This is a genomic window from Sphingomonas sp. BK036 (assembly GCF_004216825.1).
In the GTDB taxonomy this organism is placed as follows: domain Bacteria; phylum Pseudomonadota; class Alphaproteobacteria; order Sphingomonadales; family Sphingomonadaceae; genus Sphingomonas.
This window is the reverse complement of record NZ_SGXR01000007.1, coordinates 95,206-110,506: the sequence shown is the minus strand read 5'-3', so window position 1 is coordinate 110,506 and position 15,301 is coordinate 95,206. Positions and strand designations below refer to the sequence as shown.

Annotated in this window: 14 protein-coding genes and 1 pseudogene; 9 read left to right on the top strand and 6 right to left on the bottom strand. The window is 63.7% G+C overall.

Going from position 1 to position 15,301, the window contains the following annotated elements:
* The 3 genes from EV283_RS16355 to EV283_RS16345 all read left to right on the top strand — a co-directional run bounded on the left by EV283_RS16355 (position 1) and on the right by EV283_RS16345 (position 3,044).
* Complete coding sequence (locus EV283_RS16355; RefSeq protein WP_130327152.1) at positions 1-1,347, top strand: HAMP domain-containing sensor histidine kinase; 1,347 nt, start codon at positions 1-3, stop codon at positions 1,345-1,347.
* Positions 1,348-1,479: 132 nt separating this feature from the next.
* On the top strand, positions 1,480-2,193 hold the full coding sequence (locus tag EV283_RS16350) for a bacteriorhodopsin (protein WP_130327150.1): 714 nt from the start codon (positions 1,480-1,482) through the stop codon (positions 2,191-2,193).
* Positions 2,190-3,044 (top strand): Brp/Blh family beta-carotene 15,15'-dioxygenase, encoded by an 855-nt coding sequence (locus EV283_RS16345; protein ID WP_130327148.1) that lies wholly within the window; start codon positions 2,190-2,192, stop codon positions 3,042-3,044. The genes EV283_RS16350 and EV283_RS16345 overlap by 4 nt, the downstream gene beginning before the upstream one ends.
* On the opposite strand, the gene EV283_RS16340 is transcribed toward EV283_RS16345, so the two are convergent.
* From EV283_RS16340 to EV283_RS16330, 3 genes are read right to left on the bottom strand one after another with little or no spacing between them, the layout of a single operon-like run.
* Positions 3,020-4,264: a DUF2254 domain-containing protein gene (locus tag EV283_RS16340; protein ID WP_130327146.1), complete on the bottom strand. Its 1,245-nt coding sequence runs from the start codon at positions 4,262-4,264 to the stop codon at positions 3,020-3,022. The genes EV283_RS16345 and EV283_RS16340 overlap by 25 nt on opposite strands.
* A gap of 34 nt (positions 4,265-4,298) precedes the next feature.
* Positions 4,299-5,312, bottom strand: a complete 1,014-nt coding sequence (locus tag EV283_RS16335; protein ID WP_130327144.1) for an AI-2E family transporter — start codon at positions 5,310-5,312, stop codon at positions 4,299-4,301.
* A complete protein-coding gene (locus EV283_RS16330; protein ID WP_130327142.1) occupies positions 5,309-6,265 on the bottom strand; it encodes a YihY/virulence factor BrkB family protein in 957 nt (318 codons plus the stop codon). The genes EV283_RS16335 and EV283_RS16330 overlap by 4 nt, the downstream gene beginning before the upstream one ends.
* A gap of 183 nt (positions 6,266-6,448) precedes the next feature.
* Between EV283_RS16330 and EV283_RS16325 the strand changes: the two genes are divergently transcribed.
* Positions 6,449-6,781 (top strand): nucleoside deaminase, encoded by a 333-nt coding sequence (locus EV283_RS16325; protein WP_130327140.1) that lies wholly within the window; start codon positions 6,449-6,451, stop codon positions 6,779-6,781.
* Positions 6,782-6,934: 153 nt separating this feature from the next.
* On the opposite strand, the gene EV283_RS16320 is transcribed toward EV283_RS16325, so the two are convergent.
* Positions 6,935-7,099 carry a hypothetical protein gene (locus EV283_RS16320; protein ID WP_242616024.1) on the bottom strand — a complete coding sequence of 55 codons (165 nt, stop codon included), beginning with the start codon at positions 7,097-7,099 and terminating at the stop codon, positions 6,935-6,937.
* A 38-nt stretch (positions 7,100-7,137) separates the two neighbouring features.
* On the opposite strand from EV283_RS16320, the gene EV283_RS16315 reads away from it, so the two are divergent.
* Complete coding sequence (locus tag EV283_RS16315) at positions 7,138-7,272, top strand: hypothetical protein (protein WP_242616023.1); 135 nt, start codon at positions 7,138-7,140, stop codon at positions 7,270-7,272.
* Here EV283_RS16315 and EV283_RS16310 read toward each other — a convergent pair.
* Both EV283_RS16310 and EV283_RS16305 read right to left on the bottom strand, forming a co-directional pair.
* Positions 7,242-8,029 (bottom strand): annotated as a pseudogene (locus EV283_RS16310) (IS5 family transposase). The gene EV283_RS16315 and the pseudogene EV283_RS16310 sit on opposite strands and share 31 nt — an antisense overlap.
* 240 nt (positions 8,030-8,269) lie before the next feature.
* A complete protein-coding gene (locus tag EV283_RS16305; protein WP_130327138.1) occupies positions 8,270-8,716 on the bottom strand; it encodes a hypothetical protein in 447 nt (148 codons plus the stop codon).
* A gap of 194 nt (positions 8,717-8,910) precedes the next feature.
* Between EV283_RS16305 and EV283_RS16300 the strand changes: the two genes are divergently transcribed.
* The 4 genes from EV283_RS16300 (at position 8,911) to EV283_RS16285 (ending at position 14,924) form a co-directional block, all read left to right on the top strand.
* A complete protein-coding gene (locus EV283_RS16300) occupies positions 8,911-9,672 on the top strand; it encodes a protein ImuA (protein ID WP_242616022.1) in 762 nt (253 codons plus the stop codon).
* Positions 9,673-9,835: 163 nt separating this feature from the next.
* Positions 9,836-11,377 carry a DNA polymerase Y family protein gene (locus tag EV283_RS16295; protein WP_130327136.1) on the top strand — a complete coding sequence of 514 codons (1,542 nt, stop codon included), beginning with the start codon at positions 9,836-9,838 and terminating at the stop codon, positions 11,375-11,377.
* Positions 11,374-14,637 (top strand): error-prone DNA polymerase, encoded by a 3,264-nt coding sequence (locus EV283_RS16290; protein WP_130327134.1) that lies wholly within the window; start codon positions 11,374-11,376, stop codon positions 14,635-14,637. The genes EV283_RS16295 and EV283_RS16290 overlap by 4 nt, the downstream gene beginning before the upstream one ends.
* A complete protein-coding gene (locus EV283_RS16285; RefSeq protein ID WP_130327132.1) occupies positions 14,637-14,924 on the top strand; it encodes a hypothetical protein in 288 nt (95 codons plus the stop codon). The genes EV283_RS16290 and EV283_RS16285 overlap by 1 nt, the downstream gene beginning before the upstream one ends.
* Positions 14,925-15,301 lie beyond the last annotated feature (377 nt).

The following is a 15,301-nucleotide window of genomic DNA, read 5'->3' as shown; positions in this document are numbered from 1 at the left end:
ATGCGCTGGCCGTCGACAGCCGCTCTGCGCGGTGCACTCTGGATCACGCTGATTGCGCTAATCGCGACGGGGATCGCCCTGAGCGTACAATATGTCCAGACGGTACGCCTGCTCGACGCCCGCGCGCAGGCAGCGGTCGACGACGAGACGGCAGGGCTTATTGAGCGGTATCAGAGCGAGGGGCCATTTGCCGTCGCACAGTCAGTGTCGCGTGCGGTCGGGCGCCCGCGGGTTACAGACTTCATCTATCTTATGACCGACGCTTCGGGCCAGCCGGTCGCTGGAAACCTGGCAAAATGGCCCAGTGAGATCGACCGTACCGGGTATCGTACGTTCGATACGCAGGTCGCGACGACGCGGGGCACGGTCATCGAGCGACAGGTCGCCGCGCGGACGGTGCTTCTCGGCAGCGACTATCGACTGCTCGTCGGCAGCCTCTCGGACGATCGCCGCCTGCTGCATGACCGCTATATTTCCGCGCTGGCTTGGTCACTCGCGGCTACCGGCGTAATCGGCCTGCTGTTCGGCTTCTGGTACAGCCGGCGCGGGCTTGCCTTCCTTGATGCCGCCAGCACCGCCGGCGATCGTTTTCGGGCCGGGCATCTGGACGAGCGCTTGCCCGTGACGGGGCGAGGCGATGAATATGACCGCCTTGCAGCGACACTGAACCATAGCTTTGCGGAGATCGAACGCCTCGTGGATTCGCTGCGAACCGCGACCGATGCGCTTGCTCATGATCTCAAGACGCCGCTGACGCGGATCCGGTCTCGGCTCGAACTTGCGGCCCTTGGCGGGGATCAAAATGGTGCGACGTCCGATATGCGCGGAGATTTCGATGCCTTGCTCCGGACGATCGACGACACGCTACGACTGGCTAGAGCAGAGACAACGATGGCCAGCGAGTTCGTTCCGGTAGATTTGACGGCGATCGTGATCGAGGCCGTGGAGTTGTTCGAACCCTTGGCAGACGATCATGGTCTGAACCTTGCGATCGAGACCACGCCGGTGACGGTAGGCGGCGTTCGTTCGCTGTTGGGGCAGATCGTCGCCAATCTGCTCGACAACGCGATCAAGTACACGCCGCCCGGCGGGTCGATCCGGGTGACGCTTACGCGCAGGCTCGATGGGGTCACGCTCGTCGTGGCGGATACGGGACCGGGTATACCGGCCAACCAGCGCGAGCATGCCATGACCCGCTTCGCTCGGCTCGATACCAGCCGTCACTCCGAAGGCAGTGGCCTTGGTCTCAGCATCGCGCGGGTCGCCGCCCGCGTTCATGGTGCCTCGCTTACGCTGGGCGACAACGCGCCAGGGCTTCGTGCGGCTGTCCACTTCCCGAAGGCGTAAGCATCAGTCTGTCGTGACGTCGCCAAACATGACGCATTCATGAACTTATTGCGAGCTAGGACCCAAAACATGTGCGCGATGTTAGGGGCTTAAGGTCGGCGCTGGGTCGTCCTCATGATAGGGGGCTCCCTCGTGGATCAAACCGCTTTTCTGATCGGCTTCAGCGTGATGTCGGTCGCGTCGCTGGCGATATACGCGACGGGTAAGAAGACGCAGCCGTCGGGTCATCATACGCTCCTGCACGCCAGCGTCCCGTTCATTGCGGCAACCGCGTATCTCGCAATGGCCTTCGGGATCGGCACGCTGATGAACAGCGACGGCTCGGCGACCTATCTGGCACGCTATGTCGATTGGTCGGTAACGACGCCGATATTATTGTCCGGGCTGGTGCTGCTGGCGTTCCACGAGCACGGAAAGACAGGTGAAGTCGGCGGGTATCTGACGTCGGTCATCGTCCTCGATGTCCTGATGATCGTCACGGGCCTGATATCGTCGCTTGCCGCCCCATCGCTGGCGAAATGGATCTGGTACGGATGGTCCTGCGTCGCGTTTCTCGGCGTCTTGTATTTGCTCTGGGGTCCATTGCGGTCACAGGCTCTTAGCCGTGGCGCCGCGTTGGGCACGGCTTACGCCAAGAACCTCATCTTCCTGACCTTGATCTGGTTCCTCTACCCGATCGTCTTCCTGGTCGGGCCGGAGGGTCTGAAGCTGATCACCGATCCCGCTTCGGTCTGGGTATTCCTGATCATGGATGTCATCGCCAAGGTCGTCTACGCGTTCTACGCGGCGGCCAACCTCGACACGGCGTTCGCGCAGCATGCCGGCGAACGCGGCTACCGGGCATGACACGATACGCCCCGGCCCTAAGCTGGGGCTTCCTTTTAGGGGCGGCCTCGATCGCCTCTTTCTGTTCGCTCGCCGTACAGCTTACGTTCGCAGCTATCGCGGTCGGCATCGTCGGCATGGTGCACGGCGGTAGCGATCTTGAAATCATCGAGCACCGGCGACGCCCGGCATTCCTGGCACTGTACGTTTCCGCGCTACTGGTCTGTCTCTGGTGGTGGATCGTCGATCCCGCGATCGCACTTCCCGCATTTCTGCTGACATCCGCAGTTCATTTTGGCCTTGAGGATGCCCCGGCAAGCCGGCCGTTCGAGAGGATGGCCCGCGGCATAAGCCTGGTTGCCACGCCTGCGACGCTGCATGCGGCGAGCCTGACCCGCATTCTCGATCTTGCCGGCGTTCAAGCATCAAGTCTGCCGACCATGGTCAGCAGTCTGGCGATTGCCGGTGGCATAGCCGCCGGGTGCCTCGCGATCATCGGCGTAGCACGTTACGATCGACGTCTCTTGGTTGGAACGACGGCACTTCTGGTTCTACCCCCGCTCGTCGGGTTTTCAGTGGGGTTCCTCGTGCTGCACGCGGTGCCGCAGACGAAAGAGCGTCGCGATCGCTTGCAGTGCGTCACGACCACCGCGTACCTTCGTACCACGGCCCCGGTCCTCGTCGCGGCCGTGACGCTGGTGGGGATCGTGGGCGGGTTACTGCTGCGATGGGACTCTTCGGGCGTGCGGTCGCTATTTGCCGGCATCGCGGCACTAGCAATGCCGCATCTGCTGGTGACCCCGTATTTCGAAGGGGTTGCCCGGCAATCAGGGATTATGCCCCAGCCTCAAGCACGCCAGAGCTTCCTGTAAGCCGTATCGAAGGCCGTCAGATCGTCAGGATCCGTGATGGTGGTCGTCACCCGCTTTGCGTGGCGGTGCGCCCAGCGTTCGATCGCGACTCTTGCATCAGGCAGGTTCGCGTGCAGCGCCGCCAGCGTCGCTGTCAGCCGCAGCGATACCTCGACCTCTTGAACACCTTCGCGCAGAATCGGCCCGAACGCGTCCGTCAGCATATCGGCCATTGTCGGTCTGCCGATGTGAACCGGATGGGTTTCGACCTTGTCATCAAGGCGCGATGCGCTCGGCCGGAGCGTCAGGAACACGCGCAGCAAGGCATTGAGGACCTCGATCCCCGTGCCCGGATCGTTGGTTGCCGGCGCCAGCGCACGGCTCGCGATCTCGGACAATGCGATCAAGCCCAGCCGCGGGTCCTGATCGAACGAGCGATGTCGCTCGATCGTGAAGGTCCTGACCAGGGCGGTCTGGACCGAGTGGGTCGGCTCCCCCTTGACCTGCAGGAGCGTACGCGCGGGGTGCATCATCGCGCCGGGCAAGACGTCGACATAGACCGTCAAACCGTGGCGGTCAGCGATGGTGCCGAGCGCGGCGACGTCGATATGCGTGATATAGCCGGTCTGCGGAGCGCTGAGCGCCACGGCGTCGGCGGGGATGGCGACAGGAGCCCGCCCACCGAGATACGGATGCGCGGCGAAATCCCGCATTGCCTTGGTCGCGGCCTCCTCGACGCGGTCGATCACGTCGGCCATCCGTCCGAACGCGGTGATATGACCGATCCAGCGCAACAGCGTGCCGACCACCAGAAGGATGATGAGCACCGTCGCCGCGAACAGGATGATCCGGCCGTCATGGCCGTAGGCGCTGGTGTTCAGCCCGACGATGCCCACCATCGAAAAGACGAAGGCGCCCAGGAATGTCGACAGCGCGTTCTGCGAGGTCGGGTCGCTGACCATCAGCTGGGTCGCGCGTGGTGTCGCGAGCTGCGTCGCCGAGGAATAGGCGCTGACCATCGCGGTCAGGGAAAAGGTCGTGACTGCCAACATGCTGGAGGCCATGATCTGGAGTATCGTACCGACCGATCGCTGCCCGATATCGGCATCGAACGTGTAAGGTAGATACGGCGTGACGAGCCCGGCGCCGATCGCCAGCGCGACGCTGAGCAGACTGATGATCGCCGCGCGGAACCAGATCTGCCGGACGATCCGCTTCAGGATCCATGACCATTGCCTCATGCTGCGTTCCTCGAGCGGTCGTTGTCCCCGATCATCATGACGACAAAAGCTTGGCGATCCAGCGGCTGCGATCGAACTGGCCGCAGATCATCACGATCGCCGCGGTCAGTGGCACCGCAATCAGTGCTCCGGCGATGCCCCATACCCAGCTCCAGAACGTCATCGCGACGATGATCGCGAGCGGGGACAGCGACAGCTGCTTGCCCTGCAGGATCGGGTAGACGACGTTGCTGATCGTCATCTGTAGAACCACGAATCCTGCGAATACCAGCAACGGCATCTGCCACCCGCCGAACTGGATGAACGCGAAGAGCACGGGCGGGACGATGCCGACAATGTTGCCGATGACGGGGACGAAGTTCAGCAGGAAGTTGATGATACCCCAGACCAGCACTAGCTCGAGTCCCGTCATCCATGACCATAGGGACGATGCGACGCCGGTCAGGATGCTGGTCGCAAGCGTGGTGCCGAGATAGCGGCGAATCTGGCCGGAAATTTCCTCGCCGACTTCGAGCATGTCGCGTCGCGCTCCACCCTCGAACATCTCGTACAGCTTGCGCCGCAGTCGTGGCACTTCGGGCAGGCCGAGCATCACGACGATCCCGATGAACCCGACATAGGTGACGCAGGCGTAGACGCCGCTCCCCAGCATCTGGACAAGAGTCGTGATCCGCTGCCGGTTGATCGTACCGGCGATTGGCACGCCGCGGTCCGCCGCCCAAGTGGCGAGGTGGTTATAACCGCGCTCGAGACCTGCCCATTGCGACGCCACCGCGCCGATCACCTGGCCGACCGAGAGGTACACCGCCGCGGCGAACGCTCCGAGGATCGTAACCAGCGACAGGAGGGTCAGCGTATAGGCGATCCAAGAGGGCATGAACCTCGCCAGCCAGCGTTTCAGCGGCCAGAGCGCGGCGACGATGATCGCGGCAAAGGCGATCGGCATGATGACCGCAAAGCCGATGCGCAGCGCGGCGATCAGCAGGATCGCGGTGATGATGCCGAGCAGGCGGTTGCGATAGCGGTCCTGCACGGGGATCTCGGTCATTCGGCACGTTCCTTTATGTGTTCGCCGGCATGGCGCATGGCTTCGGCATTGAGCCGCGCGCCGAGCAGAAGGGCCCAGGCCGACACCATCAGCCAGAGCATCAGCACCACGACCGCAGACAACGAGCCATAGGTGTCGTCGAAGCGCGCGAACCGCGCGACATAGGCGCGAAACATCATCGTCGCGGTCAGCCACAGGGCGACGCCGGCGATCGTGCCGGGCAGGGCGCTGCGCCACGGGATCGCCTCCGACGCCGGGGCATAGCGATAAAGCATGATCAGGCCGCCACCTGCGCCGAGCGTCAATGAACCGAACAGCGTAATCGCCGACGCCAACCGGGCACCCGGCAGTCCGTCGGGAACATAGCTCTGCAGGAAAGTGAGGACGGACAGCGAGACAAGCGCCGTAAGTACAAGCGCGGCGCAGCCCAGCACGACGATCGTCGACACCAGTTGTCGACGCAGTCCGCTACGCTCGCGTTCGATCCGATAGGCAAGGTTAATGCCGTGAAGTAGCGACCGGCCCGCACGACGCGCACTGAACAGCGCGATCCCGAGCGACACGATCAGCGCAACGATCCCGCCGCGACCGCTGGCAAGTCCGCGATTCACGTTCGCGGCCACCAGATGCTGCGCGCTGACCGGCAGGATAGCGACGATCTTGTCCATATTGCCAGCAACCGCGGTCCGCGGAACCACCATGCCATAAACGCCCGCAATGACGCCGGCGAGCGGGATCAGTGCCAGGAAGGCGGCAAACGCAATCGAACTCGCTGCTATGCCGAAGTCGTCACGTAGCGCGCTACGGACCGTTCGGGCCGATAGCACAGCCCACAGCCCAATCCGGCCAAGCGTTTGGGTAGACTTCTTGAATCGTAGCAGGCGAACGCCCGCACGAATGGCTTGTCTACCTTTCAAATCCGTAGCCGTCATGAGTCGATGTTTCCGGTCCATGAGCAAGCCTTGGAGCAGCGGCAGGATAAGTCGGTCACGGTCGGCTCAACATTGCACCGGCATACCGTTCGAGATGGGGACAGAGTTCCCGCGCGTCGTACGGACCTAGTCGCCGGATCCAACTCGGAATTGGGTCGTCTGTATACCGCCCGCCGTTAACGGCCGTTTTTTCGAGGAAATTTAATGAGCGACGTGGACATACGGCATTTGCAACGGTGCGTTGCGCTGGCGACAGCAGCGGTCGACGCGGGCGATCAACCATTCGGCTCGATCCTTGTATCGCGCGACGGAATTGTGTTGTTCGAGGATCGAAATCGGACGGGCGGCGGGGACCCAACACGCCATCCGGAGTTCGCGATCGCGCGCTGGGCAGTCGAACATCTGTCGCCAGACGAGCGGCGACATGCTGTCGTCTACACTTCTGGCGAACATTGCGCGATGTGTGCAGCAGCGCACGGGCTCGTCGGGTTGCGCCGTATCGTCTACGCGACGTCCACTCCACAGCTGAGTCACTGAATGCAGGAGCTGGGTAAGCCATCGCTCGGCATCGCTCTGCTGCGCGTCACTGACGTGGTGCCAGATGCGGACGTAACTGGCCCGGTGCTCGACTTTTCCGACGAGGTCCGAGCACTCCACGCACGCGCCGTCAGCTAGTGTGATACGGGCCGGTCAGACCGCCAGGCCATTCGCCTCGACATGGTCGGTGATCTCGCCGGCGGTCGTCCACCAGATACGCGGATCGTCCGCTTCCCGAAGCTCCGTCAGGACGCGGGCGAGTGCGGATACACGGTGTGCCTGCCCCATGATGAAGGGGTGGAGCGCGATATGCGGCACCGTGCAAGTCGATTCCCAAGAGCACGCTGTCTAACCACTTGAGGGTGCTTCGCGCTGCAGGTTTAATCGAGACGACCCAAACTGGGCGCGAAATGATCAGCATGCTGCCCCGTTCTGATTTCGACCGGCGCTTCAGGCCTCCTCAACGCGGTGCTAGGGTCAGGACCCGTTGATAAAGCCAGAAAATAACGACGGCAGCGAGAGCGATGGCGGACAAGAAGAGTGTCGGATATTTATCGGAGCGGGTCGCAACGCTGCGCCATTCCTTCAGCCGCCCGAACATGATCTCGATGCGGCTACGGCGCCTGTAGCGGCGCTTGTCGCATTTGATGGGCTCGAGCCGGGATCGCTGACCCGGGATGCACGGCTGGACGCCCTTGACCTGTAAGGCATCCCTGAACCAGTCGGCATCGTAGCCGCGGTCGCTGAGCGGCCACTGTGCCTTGGACAGATCGTCCAGCAGCGCGGCCGCACCGATGTAGTCGCTGAACTGTCCAGCGGTCATGAAGAAGCTTAGTGGGCGGCCGTTTGCATCGGTCACAGCGTAAATCTTCGTGTTCGTACCGCCTTTAATGCGACCAATCGGGCGCCCGAGATCCCCTTTTTTAGCTCGCAGGCTCGATGCCGTGCTGTGCGCTTTGAGATACGTCGCGCGATCATGACGGTCTTAGGATCGGCATCAGCAGCAGGCAGCCCCTCCATTACACGGAGGAACACACCCATTTCACCCTACCGTTTCCAGCGATTCTTGAGCGTCTTGTGCGGATCGTAAACGATAGGCGTATCACGCCAGCGCAGCCTATTGCGGTTCACGAAACCGATGCCTCTCAATACCCATCGGTCGTCAACTCGCGGCTTGCCATGGCTCTTGGGGAAGTATGGCCGCAGGCGCGCCATCTGCTCGTCCGTCAGCCAGTACAGGTCGCTCATCCCAGGTTTCCTCACGGAGCCTGAATCAGATCGCGTCTCTTACATCAATGGGTCCTAGCCCTAGCCATGGCGAACGACGGCACAAAGACCGTACTGGACTCCGCCAGCGTCGCAGCTGTGCAGCTGAGGCCAAGTAAGCCTGCCGGTCACGATGTAAGGCAAAGTCTATGAGGCTACATCTGGGCGGGGGCCGATCGCGGACCTCGCAGCCGAAGCGATGCGCACTCGAAACATTGATTTCTAACGGCTGGCGATGCGTTCTCGCGTGACACGAGGATCTTCGTAGAGATCACGGACCGCAAGGAGCCGAAAGACATTCCACCAGCGCTGCCAGCGATGCTCGGCTGCATCGTGGATCATGTGGCAACGCTGACATAGGGCTTTAAGGTTCGAAGACGCGCTGTTGCCGGGATCATGATCGAGATGCGCACACGCCAGAACTACATAGGTCACCCGGATCGACGCCAGCACGAACCCTGCTTTCATGGAAACACGCTTGCCGCGGTCCGACCGCCAGCACCGGACATCGGCATCCCACCAGCGTCCGTCGCCGAGATGGACGACACGGCGCAGATGTGGCCTGCTGCATCCCTCGCATCGAGCACCCGCACGATCGAACCGAACAGTCTGCGACAGCTGCCGCCAGTCGATCGGGTAGAGCCAGCGGTTCTCGGGGCGGATCGGCATGACGGTTCTATGAGTCAGGTGCAGCGAGAACGAAAGCAAATTCGTTCCGATCTGTTTCCGTTCCGTTTCGCAACCGTTCCGTACCGCGGTGAGCCGTGGTCAAGACCAAAGAGTCTGAACTGCGGGACATAAACCTAGTTGACCAACCCTATCCCGTGATGGAACATAAAGAGAACGTATAGAGTCTAGCCGTCATGAACACCGCCCTCGAGTCCCTGCCGACCACCATCGCCGACCTGCGGACTATCGCTACGCCGGCGGTGGATCACCGCATCATGCCATTCGGTATCCCTGCGCTTGACGATCGTCTCGCGAGCGGGGGGCTGCGCGCAGGCGCGCTGCATGAGGTGGCCGCACAAAGCTGTTCAATGGTCGACGATGCTGCGGCGACGCTGTTCCTGGCAGGTATCGCCGCACGAGAGGCTGCCCATACACGCGGACCGGTGCTGTGGGTGAGCTGTCGCAACGATCTTTACGCACCTGGCCTTGAACAGGCCGGGCTATCGTCAGCCGACCTGATCCACGCACAACCCCGTGACGATGCGGCCCTGCTCGCTGTCGTCGAGGATGCGGTGCGCGACGGAACGCCGTCGACAGTGATCGCCGAGGTAAGCCGGATGTCGATGGTAGTGACCCGGCGCCTGCAACTGGTAGCGGCCGACGTCGACATCCCCATTCTTATCCTGCGGCGCCGACGCACCCGCGACCAGGATCCGCTCACCGAACCGTCCGCTGCCTGGACACGCTGGCGCATCGCCAGTGCGTCATCCGAGCGCCTGGGTGTTGCAGGCGTTGGACGGTCACGGTGGTGGGTCGAGGTCGCACGGCAGCGTGGCGGCGAAGCATTTTCGATGATTTTGGAGGGCTGCGATGAGACGGGTTGTCTCGCTGTTCCTGCCGCACTTGGCCATCGAGCGGCTGAGACGGCTGGACCGGCACGCTACGCGGCCGCCTGAGGGGCCAGCCCTTCAGCTTCCTGTCGACGACGATCCCGGTCCGTGTTCGGTACCGCGGGGCGGCGGGTGGCGGCCGGGTGCACGGTGGGCACGTGCCGACATGCCGACCAGGCACGATGTCGAAGGCTCGATCGCAGCGCTGCCTACGCATGCCAAACCGCCCATGCGTGAACTTGGCCGACGTTCGGAAGCGGCGAACCATCCGTTCCACGGACTTGCGCCAGCGGATAGTCACGACAGGGTCGCAACGACCGTCGCTGCGTTCCACCGGGCACCGCTCGCACTGGTCGGCAAGGTGGGCCGGCGCGAAGAGGTGGTGGCCGCCTGCGATGGCGCTGCGGCGTTGGGGATCACAATCGGAATGGCCGCGACCCATGCGCGCGCGCTGGTGTCCGATCTCGACATCCGACCGTCCGAGACCGAGGCGGATGCAGCGTTGCTGGACCAGCTCGCGCTGCGTGCGGTGCGCCGCTGGTCGCCGATCGCAGCAGCCACGCCGCCCGATGGGCTGTGGCTCGACCTGACCGGCTGCGCGCATCTTCATGGCGGCGAAGAGCGGTTCTGTCGGCGTCTGCGCGCCTTTTGCCAGCGTGCCGGATTCACGGCGCGCGTGGCGGTGGCGGACACACCGGGCGCGGCCCACGCCGTTGCGCGGTTCGGGTCTGCCGACATCACGATCGTCCCGGCAGGGCGGACGGTCGACGCGCTTAGCGCTCTTCCGGTCGCTGCGCTGCGCCTTGCCGGCACTGCGCTTGTCGCCGCCCGCAAGTTCGGTTTCGAGCGCGTCGCCGATCTCCTGCCTGTCGCGCGCGGGCCGTTGGCACGCCGGCTCGGGCTGGCGGCGATTACGCGACTCGATCAAGCCCTCGGTGCGGTCGCCGAGCCCATCACGACGCGGACCGACAAGGTCATACCGACCGTCGAGCGCCGGCTGCTCGAACCGATCGTTACCGCAGACGCGATCGCGCAGGTCATGGAGGATTTGCTCAGCGACATGGCCGAACTGCTGCGCGAGGAGGGACTTGGCGTACGATCGTTACGGCTTGGTGGCTTACGCGTCGATGGTACCGAGCAGATTGTGGCCGTCGGTACATCACGCCCGACGCGCGAGGTCTCGCACCTTTTGCGGCTCATGAAGCTCCGGATCGAACGGATTGATCCGGGTTTGGGGCTCGAGCAATTCTATCTGGCGGCGCCGCACACCGAGCCACTCGATGCGGTCGACCTCGGCGCGGTTCTTGTTGGTGAGGTCCTCGTGCGCGATCCGGCCCGTCTCGTCGACGTCGTGGCCGGCCGCATTGGTGCTGACGCCGTGTTCCGGATCGCCCCTGTTGAAAGTCACGTGCCCGAGCGCGCCGTCATGCGCGCCGACCCGGTGGTAGCGCCCGCGGGCTGGCCGAAATGGCGACGACCGACGCGCCTGTTGGCCAGGCCCGAACCGCTATGGGGCGTCATAGCGCTCATGCCCGATCAGCCACCACGACGGTTCGAATGGCGTGGCCGTCCGCACAAGGTCGTGGCCGGCGACGGCCCTGAGCGGATCCACGGTGAATGGTGGCGTCGTGACGCGGAAGTGTGGGCGGTGCGCGACTATTACCGCGTCGAGGACGATACAGGCGGTCGCTACTGGGTGTTCCGGCGTGGCGACGGGTTCGTCGAGGACACCGGCGATCTGAGTTGGTGGATGCACGGCGTGTTCGCATGACCGACTATGTCGAACTCCAGGTCCTCACGCATTTCTCTCTGCTGCGCGGCGCGTCGAGCCCTGAGGAACTGTTCGCGGCAGCGGCGCTGCTCGGCTATCCCTCGATTGGGGTCAGCGATATCGGCACCGTCGCGGGGGTGGTGCGTGCATGGGAAGCGCAGAAGGCGACGGGCGTTCGCTCGATCGCCGGCACGCGCCTCAACCTCTCCTGCGGGCGGCAGTTGCTGCTGTACCCGACCAACCGCCCCGCCTGGTCGCGTCTGACGCGGCTGCTGACGGTGGGCAAGAAGCGGGCGGGGAAGGGCGGATGCCTGCTCGACTGGCATGACCTCGAACCCTGGTCGGAGGGCATGATCGCCATCCTGCTGCCGCACGAGGCGGACGAGGATAATCTCTCGGCGCTCGCCGATCTGAAGACGGTCTATGGGCGTCGCGGGTACATGGCGCTGTTCCAGCGACGCCGGCCGGACGATGCTGTGCGGATCGACGCTCTGGCGCGGCAGGCGGGCGGCGTGGGCGTTCGCGCGGTGGTGACGGGTGATGTCCTCTACCACGCGCCAGAAGCACGGCTGCTGCAGGACGTTGTGACGGCCGTGCGCGAGAAATGCACCGTCGACGAGCTTGGCTACCGGCGCGAGGTCAACGCCGATCGTGCGCTCAAATCTCCCGACGAGATGGTCCGGCGCTTCAAAGCGTATCCCGACGCGCTGCGTGCGAGCGTCGATATTGCGCGTCTGTGCACCTTCGATCTGGGCGAACTGGCCTATCAATACCCGCACGAGCGGCTGATCGACGGGCTGACCGCGCAAGAGGCGCTGCAGAAGCTGGCGGAAGACGCGGTCGACGTGATGTTCAACGGTACGGTGCCGGCTGCCTATACCGAGCAGATCGCCCACGAGATGCGGCTGATCGGTGAGCTTGGCTATGCGCCATATTTCTTGACCGTCTACGCGATCGTTCGCGAAGCCCGCCGGCGGGGTATCCTGTGCCAGGGCCGCGGCTCGGCCGCCAATTCCTGCGTCTGCTTCGTGCTTGGCGTCACCTCGATCGACCCGATCAAGCACGAGCTGCTGTTCGAGCGCTTCGTCAGCGGCGAGCGCCGCGAGCCGCCCGACATCGACGTCGACTTCGAGCATGAGCGCCGCGAAGAGATCATCCAGTGGATCTATGAGACCTATGGCCGCAACCATTCCGCGTTGACCGCAGTGGTCACGCGCTACCGGGCGCGCGGTGCCGTACGCGACGTAGGCAAGGCGCTCGGTCTGCCCGAGGATCTGACCTCGTCATTGGCCGGCCAGGTGTGGGGCTGGTCGGCCGAGGGCGTCGGTGAAAAGCAGGTCAACGAGTTGAACCTCGACATCGGCGATCGTCGCCTGCGCCTGACGCTCGAGCTTGCCCGCAAGCTGATCGGCGTGCCGCGCCACATGTCACAGCACCCGGGCGGCTTCGTCCTCACCCATGACCGTCTCGACGATCTCGTCCCGATCGAACCCGCGGCGATGGACGACCGCCAGATCATCGAATGGGACAAGGACGACATCGATGCGCTGAAGTTCATGAAGGTCGACGTGCTGGGTCTCGGCATGCTCGGCTGCATGAACCGCGCTTTCAACATGCTCGAGGCGGACAAGGGGCTGCGCGTCGGTTTGGCCGACCTGCAGGACGACGATCCCGACGTGTACGCCATGATCTCGAAGGCCGACACGCTCGGCACCTTCCAGATCGAAAGCCGCGCGCAGATGTCGATGCTGCCGCGGATGAAGCCGCGGCGCTTCTATGATCTCGTCATTCAGGTCGCGATCGTACGGCCGGGGCCGATCCAGGGCGACATGGTCCATCCGTATCTGCGCCGGCGCGAAGGGCTGGAGAAGCCGGAATACCCACGACCTGAGTTACGCGCGGTACTGGAAAAGACGCTCGGCGTGCCGCTGTTCCAGGAACAGGCCATGAAGGTCGCGATCGTCGGTGCCGGTTTCACGCCAGCCGAAGCGGATCAGCTGCGCCGCGCCATGGCGACGTTCAAGTTTACGGGTGGCGTGTCGCACTTCAGCGAAAAGCTTATCGGAGGCATGGTTGAGCGCGGCTACCCCCGTGAGTTTGCCGAGCGCACCTTCCGCCAGCTCGAGGGCTTCGGCTCCTACGGCTTCCCCGAAAGCCACGCGGCGTCGTTCGCCAAGATCTCCTACGCTTCGTCATGGATGAAGCATCATCATCCCGATGTGTTCTGCGCGAGCCTGATGAATGCGCAGCCGATGGGCTTCTATGCGCCCGCGCAAATCGTCCGCGACGCGCGCGAGCACGGCGTCGTGGTTCGCCCCCCTTGCGTCAATGCGAGCCGCTGGGACTGCACGCTGGAGCCGTATAGCGGGCGCTACCTCGCCGTACGGTTGGGGCTCAGGCAGATCCGCGGCCTGTCTAACGCGGACGGCGCCAAGATCGTTGGCGCGCGCGAGTTGACCGTGTTCGAGAGCGTAGAGGACGTATGGCGGCGATCGGGTGTCCAGCGCGCGGCGATCGAGAAGCTCGCGGACGGTGATGCCTTTCATAGCTTTGGCGCCGATCGTCGCCAGGGCTTGTGGAAGGTGAGGGGGCTCGGTGAAGCGCCGTTGCCGCTGTTCGCCGCGGCCGATCGCGCCGACCAGGCCGTCAGTGCGGAAGGGATCGAGCCTGATGTCGAACTGCGCCCACTGACCGATGGTCGCGAGGTGATCGAGGACTACCGCGCGCTGCAACTCTCTCTGCGCGCGCATCCGCTGACTTTCGTGCGTGATGAACTGGCCAGGCGTGGCGTGACCAGATGCGCGGACCTAGCGACGATCCGCGATGGGCGACATGTCGAGGTCGCCGGCATCATCCTCGTTCGCCAGAAGCCCGGGTCTGCCAAGGGCGTGCTGTTCCTCACGATCGAAGACGAGACCGGCATCGCCAACGGCATCTTGTGGCCTGATCGGTTCGAGCGCCAACGTCGCACCGTCATGTCCGCGTCGATGATTGGCATGAAGGGCAGGGTGCAGAAGGAAGGCGAGGTCATCCACGTCATCTGCGACCGGATCATAGACCATGGCGACCTGCTACACCGGGTCGGCGAGATGTCGTTCCCGCACCGGACCGGCCGCGGCGATGGTGCGAAGCATACCGGCTCCCCCGACCGCGGTGACAAGGGCTGGAGCCCGAACCCGCGCAACTCTTACTGGCCGCCCCATGCGGACGGCATGGACCCAGAAGCTGTCGTGAAATTCAAATCTCACGACTTCCATTGATGTCCAAGCTCGTCCGTCATCAACGCGTTGTCATCGCGCTATCGGTGCATATCTTGCGCGGCGGTGTGGCGCGCTGCTCGGCCGCCCGCGTCGATGTCGTCGAGATCCGATTGGCGCTGCGCTGCCTGCTCCCGCACTGCCCGGAACGCTGGCCACTTGAGCTCTACTGGGACGCGGCCGGGCAGGAGAACGAAATCGGCAGAGCACAGGGCGTGACCGCGGCGTTCAACGGGATTGTTCGCCAGTTGCGGCGCGCTGGCTGTTACGAAGAAGTGTCCGATCCGTAACTATGAGGATAGGGGCCCATCCAAGCGGTGCAGCATGGTCAAGAAGATGGTCGGGCGTATCCAGGCATGCACCACGTCGGGCTTCGAAGACATGATCGGACACAGGGTATTCCAGTAGACGGTGGTGGTGAACAGGTAGAGGCTCGCGATATGGAAGTGCTATCTCTTGGTGGCGCGGTTGCAGATCTCGTTTTGATCGCTTTGGGGAATGGTTCTGCCTGGCGCATGCCCAACGGAATGGGTTATCGGCACGGACTAGCGACCACAACTGGAGGAAGAGCGCGAACGCCATTGACGTCAGGATGCGATCATCCGGCAGCAACCTATGACGAAGCGCGCGCTCCTTACTCACGAATGGCTGACTGCCTTGGCGGCTA